The organism is Pseudomonas sp. AM8, from assembly GCF_036346475.1.
GTDB lineage: Bacteria > Pseudomonadota > Gammaproteobacteria > Pseudomonadales > Pseudomonadaceae > Aquipseudomonas > Aquipseudomonas marginalis.
Genome location: NZ_JAOTNX010000001.1, coordinates 789,918 through 806,087, shown reverse-complemented (window position 1 = coordinate 806,087; position 16,170 = coordinate 789,918). Strand labels below are relative to the sequence as shown.

Here is a 16,170-nt window from a genome sequence, read left to right as displayed (position 1 = left end):
GGGGGCTTGCTCCCGATGGCGGTGGATCAGTCAACAGAGATGTTGAATGTGCCACTGCCATCGGGAGCAAGCCCCCTCCCACATTTTTTATCGCATTTCAGCTTACGGGCGTTTGCGTTCTACAGCCCGCAGCAAGTGCGTCGGCGGTGTCTCGCAACTGATCTTGCGCCCCAGCAGCGTTTCGATGGAAGGCAACTGATACGAGTCATCCTCCCCGGCAAAGCTGATCGACACGCCCGCAGCCCCCGCACGGCCGGTACGGCCGATGCGGTGCACGTAGTCGTCCGGCACTTCCGGCAGGGTGAAGTTGATCACGTGGCTGATGCCGTCGATGTGAATCCCGCGCCCGGCCACGTCGGTGGCCACCAGCACGCGGATCTTGCCTTCGCGGAAGCCTTCCAGGGTCTTGATGCGCTTGTGTTGCGGCACATCGCCGGACAGCTGCGCGGCATTCACGCCATCGCGCACCAGGCGTTCTTCGATGCGGCGCACTTCGTCCTTGCGGTTGGCGAACACCATCACGCGTTCCCAGCCGTTGTCGTTGACCAGGTTGTAGAGCAGCTTGTACTTGTCGGCACCGGCCACGGCATAGATGTGCTGTTCGACGTTTTCGCTGGCGACGTTCAGCGCTTCGATCTCGACGATCGACGGCTCGGTCGTCCACTGCTTGGCGAGGTTCATCACGTCTTCGGTAAAGGTCGCGGAGAACAGCAGGGTCTGACGCTCGGCCTTTGGCGGGGTCTGGCGAATGATCTGGCGCACTTGTGGGATGAAACCCATGTCGAGCATGCGGTCGGCTTCGTCCAGCACCATCACTTCGACCATGTCCAGGTGCACGTCGCCGCGCTGGTTGAAGTCCAGCAGGCGGCCAGGAGTCGCCACCAGGATGTCGCAGTGGCGGGCTTCGAGGTGCTTGAGCTGCTTGTCGAAGTCCATGCCGCCCACGAACGTCATCACATTGAGACCGGTGTACTTGGTCAGGTCGGCGGCGTCCTTGGCGATCTGCACCACCAGTTCACGGGTAGGCGCGATGATCAGCGCACGCGGTTCACCCATGTAGCGTTCTTTCGGCGGCGGCGTTTGCAGCAGCTGGGTGATGATCGAGATCAGGAACGCGGCGGTCTTGCCGGTACCGGTCTGGGCACGGCCGATGGCATCTTTGCCGGCGAGGGTAAAGCCCAATACCTGCGCCTGGATCGGCGTGCAGTACGGGAACCCCAGGTCCTGGATGGCGTGCATCAGTTCCGGGGCCAGGTCAAAATCGTGGAAGCGGGTCTTGCCTTCCTGGGGCTCGACGACGAAGTCTTCGAGTTTCCACGGGATCACCGGCGGTTTGGGCGCGCGTTCCCGGCGAGGCTTGGGGGCGGGTGCGGCTTGCGTCTCGAGTTTTGCCTGTTCGGGCGGTGTCACCGTCGGCGTCTTCGGCTGGGCGACAGGTGCAGTCCGGCCTGGCTGTTGACCGTCATTGCGGCTGCCGGAGGTGGGGACAGGAGCACTGGGAACAGGCGCGAGCGGCTCAGCCTCGCTTTTGCCGAACATCTTCTTGAGTGCTTTGAGCACGGTGATCTCATTAATTGGTTAAGGAATGTACGCCGGCCAGTGTAATGCAAGAATCGGGCGCGGCGTAGTGCGTCTGTCATACGGCTACATAAACGTGGGGTTCACCCCAGGCGAGCGGTCAACCAAGTCCCTATATCGTGTATCTCCTGGGGTAACACTTCGTGGCCCATTGGGTATTCCTGCCATGTCACGGTGACACCACGGGTTTTCAGATGCTCGTAGGCGCTGCGGCCCATGGCGTTCTGTACCACCTCGTCGTACTGGCCGTGCAGGCATAGCGTTGGAATGCGTTGTTGGCTGGCCGACAATTCAAGCTCATCGCTGAAGGTGGGCGCGTAGGTGGAGAGGGCGATGACGCCGCCCAATGGCCCCTCCCAATTCAGGAACGCGGTGTGGAATACCACGGCGCCACCTTGGGAAAAGCCCGCGAGGAAAATCCGCGAAGCGTCTATTCCGGTTCTCTTCTGTGCTTCGATCAGATCGGTCAGCATTTTTGCCGACACCTCCAGCTCTTCCAGGCTGATCGAGCGGGCCGGGCTCATGGCCTTGATGTCGTACCAACTGGGCATCTCGTAGCCACCATTGATCGTCACCGGACGGGTCGGTGCCTGGGGCAATACAAAGCGGGTGGACAGCAAGCTTTCCTGCAGCGCCTCGGCCACCGGCAGGAAGTCGTAGCGATCGGCACCCAGACCATGCAACCAGATTACGCAGGCGTCTGCGGGCTTGGCGGGCTGAAGAATCAAGGGTTCGGTCATGTCTGCTCCATATATGTGCGCGCGCTCCGATTGGGTGCGTCGTAACGGTGCGCGACAGGTTGATCTGTTAAGAGAATGTCGCAAGGTTGAATCTTTTTCCATTGACGAGGGGCTGAAACGACTCAGCCGCCACTCTGGTACGCGCCTTGCTATGTGTAGGTCGATGTCAGAACTTTCCTGGGACGGTAACACTATCAGTGACTGCCGCTTTCAGGATAGCCGCTGGAATTACCGCGAAAGCCTCATGCCGCTTGACCCCAAAAAAAGCCAACACGGGTCGATATCGCCTCATAAGGGTGCGCTGAGGTTGGAGCTTCGACACAACAAGAGCAACTGGAGGTTTGAATGAAGGTATTGAAATCCACCCTGGCCATCGTTAGCGCGGCGGCTGTACTGGGTGTCAGTGGTTTCGCCCAGGCTGGCGCCACTCTGGACGCCGTGCAGAAGAAAGGCTTTGTGCAATGTGGCGTGAGTGACGGCTTGCCGGGCTTCTCGGTACCGGATGCCAGCGGCAAGATCCTCGGGATCGATGCTGACGTTTGCCGCGCCGTGGCCGCTGCCGTTTTCGGCGACGCCACCAAGGTCAAATTCAGCCAGTTGAACGCCAAGGAGCGTTTCACCGCGCTTCAATCCGGCGAAGTCGACATCCTGTCGCGCAACACCACCATGACCAGCTCCCGCGATGCGGGCATGGGCCTGAAATTCCCGGGCTTCATCACTTACTACGACGGCATCGGCTTCCTGGTTAACAACAAGCTGGGTGTCAAAAGTGCCAAGGAACTGGACGGTGCAACCATCTGCATCCAGGCCGGTACCACCACTGAGCTGAACGTTTCCGACTACTTCCGTGGCAACAACCTCAAATACACCCCGATCACCTTCGACACCTCCGATGAAAGCGCCAAGTCGCTGGAATCCGGTCGTTGCGACGTACTGACCTCCGACAAGTCCCAACTGTTCGCCCAGCGCAGCAAGCTGGCCGCGCCGAAGGACTACGTGGTTCTGCCGGAAACCATTTCCAAGGAACCGCTGGGCCCGGTCGTGCGTAACGGCGATGACGAGTGGCTGGCCATCGTGCGCTGGGTGGGCTACGCCATGCTCAACGCTGAAGAAGCCGGCATCACGTCCAAAAACGTTGAAGCTGAAGCCAAGTCCACCAAGAACCCGGACGTTGCGCGTCTGCTCGGTGCTGACGGCGAATACGGCAAAGACCTGAAAGTGAAGAAGGATTGGGTCGTACAGATCGTCAAGCAAGTCGGTAACTACGGTGAAGTGTTCGAGCGCAACCTGGGCAAGAGCACCCCGCTGGAAATCGACCGTGGCCTGAACGCGCTGTGGAACGCTGGCGGCATTCAATACGCACCCCCTGTGCGCTGATCGCTGATGGTTCTGTCACCCGGTGGGCCAACCGCCGGGTGATGTTCTGTTCCATTCTTTCTGGGGCACTTCATGCAAAATCAAATCGGCGCACCAAAGCAGAAGCTCAGCTTCAGCGATCCCAAAGTGCGTGCGTGGCTCTTCCAGATCATCACGATTGTGGCGGTGGTCTCGCTGGGCTGGTACCTCTTCGACAATACCCAGACCAATCTTCAGCACCGGGGCATTACCTCGGGTTTCGACTTTCTTGAGCGCAGTGCCGGCTTCGGCATCGCGCAGCATCTGATCGACTACACCGAATCGGACAGTTATGCCCGCGTCTTTGTGATCGGGCTGCTCAACACTTTGCTGGTGACCTTTATCGGGGTGATCCTGGCGACCCTGCTGGGCTTCATCATCGGTGTGGCGCGCCTGTCACCGAACTGGATGATCAACAAGCTGGCGACCGTGTATGTGGAAGTGTTCCGCAACATTCCGCCGCTGCTGCAGATCCTGTTCTGGTACTTCGCGGTGTTCCTGACCATGCCGGGACCGCGCAACAGCCATAACTTCGGTGACACCTTCTTTGTCAGCAGCCGTGGCCTGAACATGCCGGCAGCGCTGGCCGCTGACGGGTTCTGGCCGTTTGTGGCCAGTATCGTGGTTGCCATCGTGGCCATCGTGCTGATGGTGCGTTGGGCCAACAAGCGTTTTGAAGCGACCGGCGTACCCTTCCATAAGTTCTGGGCGGGCCTGGCGCTGTTTATCGTGATCCCGGCGCTGTGTGCCTTGATCTTCGGCGCGCCGCTGCACTGGGAAATACCAAAGCTTTCAGGTTTCAACTTTGTCGGCGGTTGGGTACTGATCCCTGAACTGCTGGCGCTGACCCTGGCGCTTACCGTGTACACGGCAGCGTTTATCGCCGAGATCGTGCGTTCGGGCATCAAGTCCGTCAGCCACGGCCAGACCGAAGCTGCGCGCTCCCTGGGCCTGCGCCCTGGGCCGACGCTGCGCAAGGTCATCATCCCGCAAGCCCTGCGGGTGATCATTCCGCCGCTGACCAGCCAGTACCTGAACCTGGCGAAGAACTCGTCGCTGGCCGCCGGTATCGGTTACCCGGAAATGGTTTCGCTGTTTGCCGGCACGGTGCTCAACCAGACCGGCCAGGCCATCGAGGTTATTGCCATCACCATGAGCGTGTACCTGGCGATCAGCATCAGCATTTCCCTGCTGATGAACTGGTACAACAAGCGCATTGCGCTGATCGAGCGGTGAGGAAACGCACATGAGTTCGCATACTTTCAAACCTGATATGCCGCCGCCGAGCAAAGTCTTCGGACCGATGGCCTGGATGCGCGCCAACCTGTTCTCCAGTTGGCTCAATACCCTGCTGACGCTGTTGGCGTTCTACCTGATCTACCTGGTGGTGCCGCCGATCCTGCAGTGGGCCATTCTCGATGCCAACTGGGTCGGTACCACCCGCGCTGACTGCACTAAGGAAGGCGCGTGCTGGGTGTTTATCCAACAGCGCTTCGGGCAGTTCATGTACGGCTATTACCCCGGCGACCTGCGCTGGCGTGTGGACCTGACCGTGTGGCTGGCCATCGTCGGCGTGGCGCCGTTGTTCATCTCGCGTTTCCCACGCAAGGCGGTCTATGGCCTGAGCTTCCTGGTGCTGTACCCGATCATCGCGTACTTCCTGCTGCACGGCGGGATCTTCGGGCTCACCAACGTGGCCACCAGCCAATGGGGCGGCCTGATGCTGACCCTGGTCATCGCCACTGTCGGCATCGCCGGTGCCTTGCCGCTGGGGATTGTGCTGGCCTTGGGGCGGCGCTCGAACATGCCGGCGATTCGTGTGGTCTGCGTGACCTTCATCGAGTTCTGGCGCGGCGTGCCGTTGATCACCGTGCTGTTCATGTCCTCGGTGATGCTGCCCTTGTTCCTGCCCGAAGGCATGGGCATCGACAAGCTGCTGCGGGCGTTGATCGGCGTGATCCTGTTCCAGTCGGCCTACGTGGCCGAAGTGGTGCGCGGTGGCTTGCAGGCGATTCCCAAAGGTCAGTACGAAGCGGCTGCGGCGATGGGCCTGGGTTACTGGCGCAGCATGGGCCTGGTGATCCTGCCGCAAGCCCTGAAGATGGTGATCCCGGGCATCGTCAACACGTTTATCGCGTTGTTCAAGGACACCAGCCTGGTGATCATCATCGGCCTGTTCGACCTGCTCAACAGCGTCAAGCAAGCCGCCGCCGACCCTAAATGGTTGGGTATGGCCACCGAAGGCTATGTGTTTGCCGCCCTGGTGTTCTGGATTTTCTGTTTTGGTATGTCGCGCTATTCCATTCATTTGGAACACAAGCTCGACACAGGCCACAAGCGTTAGGAGTTGATGTTATGAGCGAAGCGATCAAACAGCCTGTGAGCCCTGAAGGCATTATCCAGATGCAGGGCGTCAACAAGTGGTATGGCCAGTTCCATGTGTTGAAAGACATCAACCTCAACGTCAAGCAGGGCGAGCGTATCGTGCTGTGCGGCCCGTCGGGTTCGGGCAAGTCCACCACCATCCGTTGCCTCAACCGCCTGGAAGAGCACCAGCAGGGCCGCATCGTGGTCGATGGCGTGGAGCTGACCAACGACCTCAAGCAGATCGAAGCAATCCGCCGTGAAGTCGGCATGGTGTTCCAGCACTTCAATCTGTTCCCGCACCTGACCATCCTGCAGAACTGCACGCTGGCGCCGATGTGGGTGCGCAAGATGCCCAAGCGCAAGGCCGAGGAAATCGCCATGCACTACCTGGAGCGTGTGCGCATCCCGGAGCAGGCTCACAAGTTTCCGGGGCAACTGTCCGGCGGCCAGCAACAGCGCGTGGCGATTGCCCGTGCCCTGTGCATGAAGCCGAAAATCATGCTGTTCGACGAGCCGACCTCGGCCCTCGACCCGGAAATGGTCAAGGAAGTACTCGACACCATGATCGGCCTGGCCGAAGACGGCATGACCATGTTGTGCGTGACCCACGAAATGGGCTTCGCGCGCACCGTGGCCAACCGCGTGATCTTCATGGACAAGGGCGAGATCGTCGAACAGGCGGCGCCGAATGACTTCTTCGACAACCCGCAGAATGACCGGACCAAGCTGTTCTTGAGCCAGATCCTGCATTGATCGATGCCTGAAAAAATAAACCCGGCTTGGCCGGGTTTATTTTTGTCTGTTCAGGAGGCCTTGAGCGCCTCCTGCCCTGTGTTTGCGGTATGGGTGAAGCCCCGCAGGTCAGCGCCTTCGGCCAATACCCTGGCGTCGGCGAGGAGGTGAGGGTAACGGTCCAACAATCGCATCAATAGAACCAGTGGCTTCGGTGGCAGAAGCTCACCGCGTTCATAACGTGAAAAAGCGTTGTGACCGCCACCGGACAACAGTTGCACGGCTTCTTTCTGCGTAAGGTGCAGCTTGCGACGGATGCGTTTCATCTCGTTGCCGATCATTGTCCGCGCGGTACGGACCAGTTCATCGCTGGCGGCGCTATAGCGGTCGGAGCTGTCAGGGTCATGCATGCCGTCGCCGCACAGTTGGCATTCCCAGCCAGACAGGTCATCGACACGCCGTTCCATGCCGTTGACACGGAGGGTTTCGCTGCGGCTTTCGAAGCGCGTCATGGCGTCGGGTGCACCGCAAATGAAGCAATGTTGAGTGTTCATGAGCTCTTCTTCTTGAAGGAGATCACTGGAGGGTTACCGGCTGTGCAGTAAGTGACCTTGATGTAAATCTCCAGACCGTGTGAATTGATGTGGTACACGTCCTGCCACACCCGGTGATCGGCATACGTGGTCATCGATTTGTACAACATCCTGTTTTGTAGTTCGAAAACGACCTCTTGCATCTCGTTGATATTCAGGCCGAGCCGCGCGCCTGTTTGCTTTGCTGCGAGCGTAAATGCCCGGCCTCCAAGCCGCCTGACATCCGCCTTGATCACCGCCAGATCGTAATGAGGTGTGTACTTTTCCATAAGACACCTGAGCTGAATAATTACCCTTTGAGGGTAATTTTACCAATCGAAAATACTGCTCCTTTTGCTGCCTAAGAACCGTAGTGCGTTGCCTTTGTAGGCAACTCTGAATAGGCTGTAGGAAAATTCATCCTATGATTGGACGAAAGCCTGCATCCCATGACAGACATCGCCCCCTTGATCAAACGCTCCCTGGTGGACCAGGCCCTTGAGCAATTGCGCTGGCGTATCAGCGAAGGCCGGTGGGCCATCGGCGAACGCCTGCCCACCGAGCCGGAGCTGGCCGCCGAACTGGGCATCAGCCGCAACACCGTGCGCGAGGCCATGCGCGTGCTGGCGTTTTCCGGGTTGATCGAGATCCGCCAGGGCGACGGCAGTTACCTGCGCTCCATGACCGACCCGCTGGGGGCCATGCGCGCGTTATCCCACTGCACCTTGGAGCAGGCGCAGGAGACGCGGCAGATACTGGAAGTGGAGGCCGTCGGGCTCGCGGCGGTGCGCCGTACCGAAGCCGACCTCACCGCTTTGCATGAGGCACTCAAGGCCAGCGCGGTGCTGTACCACGGTGACCTCGAGGCCTATATCAGCGCCGACCTGCTGTTCCACAAACGCCTGGTGGACGCCGCGCACAACCCGGCATTGAGCGAGCTGTACCAGTACTTTTCCGCCATCGTCGGCGCGCAGTTGCGCCAGACCCTGAACATTTCGCCGCGTCGCCAGGCGGTGTTCGACCTGCATATCGCCCTGCTCGAAGCCGTGGAACACCAGGACCCGGAACGCGCCAAATCCCTTTGCCGGCAGTTGATCAATGAACCCTGAAACCAAGCGTACGAGCGAGTTGGACGAACTGTTGATCGACGCCGAGGCCGACGACGAAGTGGTGCAAAGCAGCCACCCGGTGGTGAGTCGCCCCTGGTTGTTGCTGCTGGGCCTGATTCTGGTGGCCTTGAACCTGCGTCCGGCGCTGTCGAGCGTGGCGCCATTGCTGGCCGACGTCTCCAGCAGCCTGGGGTTGTCGGCGGCCAAGGCCGGTTTGCTCACCACCCTGCCGGTGTTGTGCCTCGGCCTGTTCGCACCCACGGCGCCGATCCTGGCCCGGCGGTTTGGCGCCGAGCGGGTGGTGTTGGGGATTTTGCTGACCCTGGCCGCCGGCATCATCCTGCGCAGCGCTTTTGGCGAAGTGGGCTTGTTCGCCGGCAGCCTGATCGCCGGTGCGAGCATCGGCATCATCGGCGTCTTGCTGCCGGGCCTGATCAAGCGTGATTTCGCCAGGCAGGCCGGTGCCATGACCGGCGTCTACACCATGGCCCTGTGCCTGGGCGCGGCGTTGGCCGCCGGTGCCACGGTGCCGCTGAGTCATTACTTCGGTGACCGCTGGACCATTGGCCTGGGCTTCTGGATTCTGCCGGCGTTGGCGGCAGCGTTGTTCTGGTTACCGCAGGTCGGCCGCAAACACGCTACCCACCAGGTCGCCTATCGAGTGAAGGGCCTGCTGCGTGATCCGTTGGCCTGGCAGGTCACCTTGTACATGGGCCTGCAATCGTCCCTGTCGTACATCGTGTTTGGCTGGCTGCCATCGATCCTGATCGGCCGTGGCCTGAACGCCACCGAAGCCGGGTTGGCACTGTCGGGCTCCATCATTGTGCAGCTGTTGAGCTCCCTGGCCGCACCCTGGCTGGCGACACGCGGCAAGGATCAACGCGTGGCCATCGTCGTGGTGATGCTGTTGACCCTGGGCGGCCTGTTCGGTTGCCTGTATGCGCCGCTGGACGGTCTGTGGGGCTGGTCAATTGTGCTGGGCCTGGGGCAGGGCGGCACGTTCAGTCTGGCACTGACCCTGATTGTGCTGCGCTCGCGTGATGCCCATGTGGCGGCCAACCTGTCGAGCATGGCCCAGGGGATTGGTTACACCTTGGCCTCCCTCGGCCCTTTGGCGGTGGGGCTATTGCACGATTGGACCGGCGGCTGGGCCGCCACCGGCTGGATTTTTGCGCTGCTGGGCGTGGGCGCGATCACCGCCGGCCTGGGCGCCGGGCGTGCACGGTATGTGCAGGTCAGCAGTGAGAAGCTTTAGAGATACACCACTTCAAGCGTCGCCGAGCCATCGAGTGGGGTATCGCGGCTCAGGTCAAGGTTCTGCCGGGCATTGATCACGGCTTCGACCTTGACCGTGCTGATCAGCTCCTGGATCGCCGAGGGCCCGGCGGTGCTGCCTTCGGCGGTGGTGAACCCCAGGTAACTGTTGGCCCCGATATCGATAGGGTTGAGGTTGGCGGTGCGCCAGGCCAGGCCACCGGTGGTGGACTCGGTGCCGTACAGGGGGGTGGCGCTGTCTGCCTGGGTGCTACGCGGGTCGAAGCTCATGGAATAGAGGCCGATGCGATTGCCACTGTGGTCCAGCCCCAACCCGTAGTAAATCTCGCTATTGACCGTGGCAGTGCCATCGCGATTGTCACGCATGCGCAAGGCAAAGCGGCTCGGCGCGTTGCAGCCAATGCTGACTTGCAGATGTTTGATCGGCAGTCGTGTGCCTCTGTCGAGGTTCAGGTCCTGCTGGGAAATCTTGCCGTAGTCGATCAAGCCGCCAGCGGACAGCAGCGGCGTGCAGGCGACGGGCGTGATCCTGCCCTTGACGATCAGCTCCACGGTCGACGCCGCCAGTGCCGGCGCGGTCGAGGGCAGCAATAGCAGTGAAGAAAAAACCAGGCAGTACTTGTTCATTCAGCGGATTCCAGTGATTAGAGGTAGATGATTTCAAGGGTGCCGGAACCATTGATGTGCACCACCGTGCGCAGGTCCATGGACTGGGTGGGCGCCAGGTACGCCTTGATACGCACGGTGCCGGCCAGGTTCTGCAGGGCAATGGGGCCGCGGGTGTTGCCGGCGCTGTCGGTAAAACCCATGAGGCTGTGGGCGGCGATGGGAATCTGCCGCGCACTGGAGGTGCTCCAGGCCTTGCCGCTGCTGGTGGAGTCGGTGCGGTAGAGCGTGCGGTAGGCGTCGGCGGTGAAGTCTGCCGGGTCGATGTTCAGGTAGTAGCGGCCGATCTTGTTCCCGCTGTTGTCCAGGTCCAGGCCATAGGCGGTTTCATCGGTGCCGCCGGTGGCGGTGCCGGAGCGGTTGTCGTGCATCAGCAGGGCAAAGGGGGTGGGCGCGTCGCAATTGACAGAGAACTGCAAGGTGCGGGTGGGCAGTGGGTTTTCGTGGGTGGGGCTCAGATCTTTCGCCAGCAACGTGCCGTAATCCACCAGGCCACCGTTGGACAGTTGAGGTTTGCACGCGGCGGGGGCGAAGTGGGCGCGCAGATTCACTTCGCGCGCGCTATGACGGCCATGGAACGTCCCGGAGGCTTCCCAGGTGGTGGCGTCCGTGACCCGTGTGGCGGCGATGTCGGCGAAGGCGCTGAAGGTCAATTGCACGGAAAAATGCTGGCCGTTGAGTAGCGTCTCGCCGTTGACCGGTGCGATGCCGTGGCCTGTGCGCCAGTTCAGCAGCGCGCCACGGGCCACTGGCGGCTGGCCGAGTGCGGGGATCAATCCCAGCTCCACGGCGGTGCCGTCCAGCACCGCGTCGCTGGCCTGGATCGCGTAGCTGCCATGCTCGGTGAACCGCAGCCGCTGCGAAGTGGCCGCCAGCGCCTGATAAAACAGGCTCATGTCGGTCGGCTGCGCGCAGCTCACATTCAGGCTGACGCGGCGCTCACCCAACGGGCGCTCAAGGGTGCTGTCCTGTTGTGCGATACGGCTCATCAGGCCGAAATCCAGCAGCGATTCATTGAGGTTCAGTTGGCACTCGTCCTCGGCAAGGGCGTTGCTGGCGACTATCAGCAGCATCACGCTCATGGCCAGGCGGGACAGGGTAGAAGCGGTATTCATGGTGAGGGTCCTCATGATTTATCGCAGCGTGCGGACGCGGTTTCGAAATACACCTGGGGGTCGCTCTTTTCCGGCAACTCGAAGCGCAGGGCACAACGCGTCATGCCAGGGGCGCTGACCCACAATTGCGGTTGCTCCAGCACATTGGGCAGGAACACCTGGCCGCCGTCCTGGACCAGGGTTACGAACTCCCCGCCAGCGGTACTGACGGACGCCCCGCGCGGCAGGGGTGTGCCCTGTTCGGTGCGCGCGTGCAGCAATACCCGACGTGTGCGGGTCACGCCAAATTCGACCCGATCCACGGCCCCGCGCCCGGCGGCGATCATTGCCAGGCCGTTGTTGATATCCGCATTGCGTGGCAGCGAGCGGGTCTGGACTTCCACCGGGCTGCGGCCGTAAGCGCTGACCTGCGGCACCACGGCCTGGCCTTGCCAGTCGGTCCACACCGGCCCGCTGGGGGTGCTCAGTTTGATGCCGCTGATGTCGCCCACCGATGCCACGGCGAAGGTGTCGCGCACTGGGTAGGGCGATAATGTGACGCCGCCGCCATGCATCACCACACCGCCTCGGGCGCTGCCTTGGTAGCTCGAACGCTCGGCGTCGGAGCGGCTGTAGCTGAAGTCCAGTTGGCTATAGCGCGGCAGGGCGGAGAGGCCCAGCGTGGTTTCCACCTGTCGATCGCGGGTGTCGTGTTCGGCACTGACGCGGTAGCTCAGTTGATCGTCGATCTGCTCACTCAAACCCAGCCCGGTGCGGTTTTCGCCACCGGAGTTGCGCACCCAGCCGCGGGCCCGGCGGCTCTCGCCCAAGGGCACGCTGATGTTCAGGTACACCGCATTGTCTTGTTGCTGGCGGCCGCCCATCTGCCATTCGCCGCTGGCCGACAGCGACACCCCGCGCACGCTGGTGCCCCAGGAGACCAGGCCCCGGCTGCTGCTGTCGCCATCAAAGCTGCTGGAGCGTGAAGCCCCCGCACTGAACGCGCCCAACCACGGGTGGGACCATCCCAACGTCGCGCTTTGTTGATCGCGATAACGCGAGCGCCGTTGCTGAGTGGTCTCGGGTTCGTAGGTGGCTTCTTCCAGCTCCCGATAGCCCGCCGTGCGCCAGGAATTGGCCACGCTGAACGACCACTGATCATTCAGGCGCTGGGCCCATGACAGGTCGGTCTGCAGCCCGCGAACCTTGTCCCGTGCCTGGGTATCGGCGAGTTGGCTGGACAGCTGGATTTGACTGTCCAGCCACGGCAGCCAGCCCAGGCTCAACCCGCCCGCGCGGTATTCGCTGGACGCCAGCACGCCGCTGCCCAGGGACAGTTGCGGGTGCACGGCGCCGGTCCAGCCTGCGCTGACCACCCAAGGGTCATCGCCCTGGGCATTGCCGATGTTGCGCACGCGCCCCGCTGCGACCGAATAGCCCGGTGCTGGCAAACCAAGGCCGAGCATGGCCGCCGGGACGGTGAAACGCCGCTCGCCACCGCTGCTTTCGCGGACGGTGACTTCGACGTCGGAGCGCGAGTTCAAACGGCGCACGTCCGTCAGGGAAAACGGCCCGGCGGGGACCACTGTGGAGTGAATCAACGCGCCGTTCTGCCGCACCTCGACCTGCGCCGGGCTGTTGGCGATCCCCTCGATGGTCGCGCCCTGGCCCTGCTCTTGAAGGGCCTGTTCGGTGAGGACCTGCACCCCGGTGATCTGCGCGCCGGACAGCACTGGGTTGTAGAGGTTGATCTGCCCGAGTTGCAGCACGGCCTGGTGGCTGGCGAACGTGCGCTGGGCGTAGGCCTCCAGGTGCGTGCTGCGCGACAGACCGTCCTGCCAGGTCTGTACCTGGCGGCTGCGCACGATCCAGTCGCCGGCGTTGAAGCCGACTTCGGTATTGGCCGAGCCGAAACGGCTGTCACCGTCACCGAAGCGGTTGTAGAACCCGGTGAGGTCGTAATTGAGCAAACCGGCAACCCCACCGGTTTCATAGCCTGAGACGTCTTGTTGCGCAGGCCGCAACGCCTCGGTCGGCACCACCAGCGACACCGTCAGGCTGGCCGGGTCGGGCTCCACCAGGCTTTGTGGGTAGCGTTCCAGAAAGTCATGGCAGGGGCCGTCATCTGCGGGGACGATCAGGTTGGCGGCGTCCAGCAGGGCGCGGTCAAAACACAGTGCCCCCTGCTGATCAAACCCCACCTCCAGCCGCCCCCGGCGCTGGCCGTTGACCCGCAGGCTGACAGCATGTCGGCCTGCGGCAAAGCGCGGTGCGTCGAGCAACAGGCTGGCCAATTGTGGATCAATGCCCCGCTGGTGCAGGGTCGTGGCATCAAACCCCGGTCGTGCTTCGGCCCAGGATGCTGCGGGCCAGAGCACACACGCCAACAGCATGGCCGGGCGAGTGATGCGGGCAGGTGTGTCGGGCACGGCTTCGCCGTCACGGTCGCTAAATACTGTTTTCACGAAAGGCACTCAAGTGATGGGCGTCTGTGCGCCCTGGTGACGGTCTTCGAGCCGTCACTTCGTTATGCAGGCGCCGGGCGCCTGGTGTATGCCGTCAGGTCAGAGGGGCTTCGTAGGCGGCTACCGCAAAGCCATACACCGTGGCCGGTTGCAGCCGTACGGTGCTGGCCGGGCCGCCGGTGGCCGGCATGCTCAGGGTTTCTCCCGGCAACACGTAGGTGCGCGGCAGCATCGCCTTGCCATCACCGGGCAGCAGGCGCAGTTCCTGGGCCAGGCGCACTACATACGGGCTGTCGTTGCGCACCTGCAAGGTGGCGCCGTGCTGCGACCAGCTCAGTAGAGTCCATGGTGTGCGATTGCGCGCCAGGCCTTTGGGATGAATGATCACCGGCAAGTTCTGGCGCACCGTCACGCCTACCCGTGCATGCCCGGCTTCAGTGGCCGGCCGGCCCTGGGGCATGCCTTCAAAGATTGCCCGCTTGAGTCGCTGGGTGAGCAACGGTTGCTGGCTTTGCAGGATGAAACGCACCAGTTGCGATTTGGACGGTTCGACCCGCGACAGTGGCGGCGTGACCACCAGTAACGACTCGGTGTCCTCGGGAACATCTTCCAGGGTGACGTGCAGCAAGGCGAGTTGGCTGTCGGTGTTGGTCACCGATACGGCGGCTTCGCCATCGGTTTCGTAAATGATCACCACGGAGGTGTCTGGGACCATGCCATCGGCCTGTGCATAAGTGGCCGGCAGCAACGTCAGGGCAGCCAGGCAGGCCGCGGTTTTCAACAATGTCGTCGTCATGACGGGGTTTCCCATAGGGGCAGCATAAAGAAGTCAGAGGTAGCGCAAATCCAGGACGATGGAGCCATCGAGCGGCACTTCCTGGTTCAGGGTCAGGTACTGGGCCAGGTTGATGGCGGTGTCGATTTGCAGTTGGGCGCTCAACTGGCCGATGAAGTCGGGCTGGCGATCACCGATGGGGGCAAAACCGACGTAGGTCCTGGGGGAGGCATTGGGGTGCGGTGCCCAGGTTTCGCCGTTGTCGCTGGAAGCCAGCGCTTGCATGGGTTGCGCATCGCCCAACGGGTTGCGATAAGACAGCGCCACCGACCCCAGGCGTTCGGCGGGCGCGTGGATGTTTCTGCCCAGGCTGTAAAGCCCGGGGCCCAAGGCGGACTCGGCTCGGTTGTCGATCCCAACCAGGGCAAATAGCATGGGCCTGGCGCACTGCACATTCAGCGCCAATGCCCGGCTGGGCAGTAGGGTGAACTCGCTGGGACTGAGGGTGTGAGCCGGGATTTTGCCGTGATCGACCGTGCCCTCGTCAGACAGCGTCACGTGGCAAGCGTCCGGCGTCAGCCGACCGGTCACCGTGATGTCGACAAACGACGCGGCAAAGGCCGCCGTGGCGTTCGTCAGTAAAAGGACTGTCGCCAAGAGGCGAGGGTAGGTAGTCATCGGTTTGCGCCACTGGCCGACGTGCAAACGGCCGAAACGGAAGAAATGCCCATGCCTGCCTGTTCCCGCCAGGCATGGGCGCCCAAGGCTTACAGGTACTTCACTTCCAGGGTGGCCGAGCCGTCGAGCGTCACCTCGTTGCTCAGGTCCAGGCCATCGGTGCGGGCGATGGAGGTGTCTACTACCAACTCCGTCACCAGTTCCTTGATGGAGGCCGGTTGGGTGGCGTCGTCCAGGGTGGCCAGCGCCATGTACAAGCCGGCGTCCCAGAACTTTTCGCTGTACCAGGTGTTGCCGCCATCCGAGGACGCAATCGGTTGCATCTGTGCGCCGTCGGCGACGGCGTTACGCAGCATGAGTTGGAACCAACCCAGCTTCTGGGTACCGTTGATCAGGCCCAGGCCGTAATCGGAAGACACGAGGGAGGAGCCTGCGCGGTTATCGATGGAGTGCAGGGCAAACTGAATGGGCGCGTCGCACACCACCACCAGGGTCATGACATGGGTCCCGATGTGTGTAGGGTTGTCCGGACGCAGGTCTTTTGCGGAAATCTTGCCGTGGTCGATGATCCCGCCACTGCTCATGTTTGGCGTGCAGGCGCTAGGCACGATCAGGCCCTTGACGGTCAGGTCGACGGTAGACGCGGCGTAGGTGCTGGCGGAGCCGAGCAGCAGCAGGCTGGTGGTGAGGGTGGTTAACAGGGCTTTCATAGGGGCGAGTTCCT

The 16,170-nt window shown here is 62.1% G+C and carries 16 protein-coding genes; 6 read left to right on the top strand and 10 right to left on the bottom strand.

Features of this window, described 5'->3' with window-relative positions; translation table 11 throughout:
- Positions 1–102 precede the first annotated feature (102 nt).
- Positions 103–1,566 (bottom strand): ATP-dependent RNA helicase RhlB, encoded by a 1,464-nt coding sequence (gene rhlB / locus V3W40_RS03910; protein WP_137211537.1) that lies wholly within the window; start codon positions 1,564–1,566, stop codon positions 103–105.
- A gap of 95 nt (positions 1,567–1,661) precedes the next feature.
- Entirely contained in the window at positions 1,662–2,318 is a 657-nt protein-coding gene (locus V3W40_RS03905) for an alpha/beta hydrolase (RefSeq protein WP_027604717.1), read from the bottom strand.
- A 345-nt stretch (positions 2,319–2,663) separates the two neighbouring features.
- On the opposite strand from V3W40_RS03905, the gene V3W40_RS03900 reads away from it, so the two are divergent.
- From V3W40_RS03900 to V3W40_RS03885, 4 genes are all read left to right on the top strand, one after another.
- Positions 2,664–3,695 carry an amino acid ABC transporter substrate-binding protein gene (locus tag V3W40_RS03900; RefSeq protein WP_065875000.1) on the top strand — a complete coding sequence of 344 codons (1,032 nt, stop codon included), beginning with the start codon at positions 2,664–2,666 and terminating at the stop codon, positions 3,693–3,695.
- A 72-nt stretch (positions 3,696–3,767) separates the two neighbouring features.
- On the top strand, positions 3,768–4,949 hold the full coding sequence (locus V3W40_RS03895) for an amino acid ABC transporter permease (RefSeq protein ID WP_065924224.1): 1,182 nt from the start codon (positions 3,768–3,770) through the stop codon (positions 4,947–4,949).
- A 10-nt stretch (positions 4,950–4,959) separates the two neighbouring features.
- A complete protein-coding gene (locus tag V3W40_RS03890; RefSeq protein ID WP_027604714.1) occupies positions 4,960–6,057 on the top strand; it encodes an amino acid ABC transporter permease in 1,098 nt (365 codons plus the stop codon).
- Positions 6,058–6,068: 11 nt separating this feature from the next.
- The gene (locus V3W40_RS03885; RefSeq protein ID WP_003171943.1) at positions 6,069–6,833 is read left to right on the top strand and encodes an amino acid ABC transporter ATP-binding protein; all 765 of its coding nucleotides are present in this window, start codon (positions 6,069–6,071) and stop codon (positions 6,831–6,833) included.
- Positions 6,834–6,883: 50 nt separating this feature from the next.
- Here the strand turns inward: V3W40_RS03885 and V3W40_RS03880 are convergent, their stop codons facing one another.
- Positions 6,884–7,366 (bottom strand): type II toxin-antitoxin system MqsA family antitoxin, encoded by a 483-nt coding sequence (locus tag V3W40_RS03880; protein WP_065924223.1) that lies wholly within the window; start codon positions 7,364–7,366, stop codon positions 6,884–6,886.
- The gene (locus V3W40_RS03875) at positions 7,363–7,674 is read right to left on the bottom strand and encodes a type II toxin-antitoxin system MqsR family toxin (RefSeq protein WP_065924222.1); all 312 of its coding nucleotides are present in this window, start codon (positions 7,672–7,674) and stop codon (positions 7,363–7,365) included. The genes V3W40_RS03880 and V3W40_RS03875 overlap by 4 nt, the downstream gene beginning before the upstream one ends.
- Before the next feature lie 159 nt (positions 7,675–7,833).
- Between V3W40_RS03875 and V3W40_RS03870 the strand changes: the two genes are divergently transcribed.
- A complete protein-coding gene (locus V3W40_RS03870) occupies positions 7,834–8,493 on the top strand; it encodes a FadR/GntR family transcriptional regulator (protein ID WP_027604711.1) in 660 nt (219 codons plus the stop codon).
- Complete coding sequence (locus V3W40_RS03865; protein WP_330214478.1) at positions 8,483–9,748, top strand: CynX/NimT family MFS transporter; 1,266 nt, start codon at positions 8,483–8,485, stop codon at positions 9,746–9,748. Before V3W40_RS03870 ends, V3W40_RS03865 begins: the two co-directional genes overlap by 11 nt.
- On the opposite strand, the gene V3W40_RS03860 is transcribed toward V3W40_RS03865, so the two are convergent.
- The 6 genes from V3W40_RS03860 to V3W40_RS03835 form a co-directional block, all read right to left on the bottom strand.
- A complete protein-coding gene (locus tag V3W40_RS03860) occupies positions 9,745–10,395 on the bottom strand; it encodes a DUF1120 domain-containing protein (protein WP_065924220.1) in 651 nt (216 codons plus the stop codon). The two genes, V3W40_RS03865 and V3W40_RS03860, sit on opposite strands and share 4 nt — an antisense overlap.
- A 17-nt stretch (positions 10,396–10,412) precedes the next feature.
- A complete protein-coding gene (locus tag V3W40_RS03855) occupies positions 10,413–11,549 on the bottom strand; it encodes a DUF1120 domain-containing protein (RefSeq protein WP_330214477.1) in 1,137 nt (378 codons plus the stop codon).
- Between the two features lie 11 nt (positions 11,550–11,560).
- Positions 11,561–13,993, bottom strand: coding sequence for a fimbria/pilus outer membrane usher protein (locus tag V3W40_RS03850; protein ID WP_330214476.1), 2,433 nt, complete (start codon positions 13,991–13,993; stop codon positions 11,561–11,563).
- Positions 13,994–14,087: 94 nt separating this feature from the next.
- On the bottom strand, positions 14,088–14,789 hold the full coding sequence (locus V3W40_RS03845; protein WP_065924218.1) for a fimbria/pilus chaperone family protein: 702 nt from the start codon (positions 14,787–14,789) through the stop codon (positions 14,088–14,090).
- Between the two features lie 33 nt (positions 14,790–14,822).
- Positions 14,823–15,446, bottom strand: coding sequence for a DUF1120 domain-containing protein (locus V3W40_RS03840; RefSeq protein ID WP_065924217.1), 624 nt, complete (start codon positions 15,444–15,446; stop codon positions 14,823–14,825).
- A gap of 89 nt (positions 15,447–15,535) precedes the next feature.
- Positions 15,536–16,156: a DUF1120 domain-containing protein gene (locus tag V3W40_RS03835; RefSeq protein WP_323147135.1), complete on the bottom strand. Its 621-nt coding sequence runs from the start codon at positions 16,154–16,156 to the stop codon at positions 15,536–15,538.
- Positions 16,157–16,170: the final 14 nt, after the last annotated feature.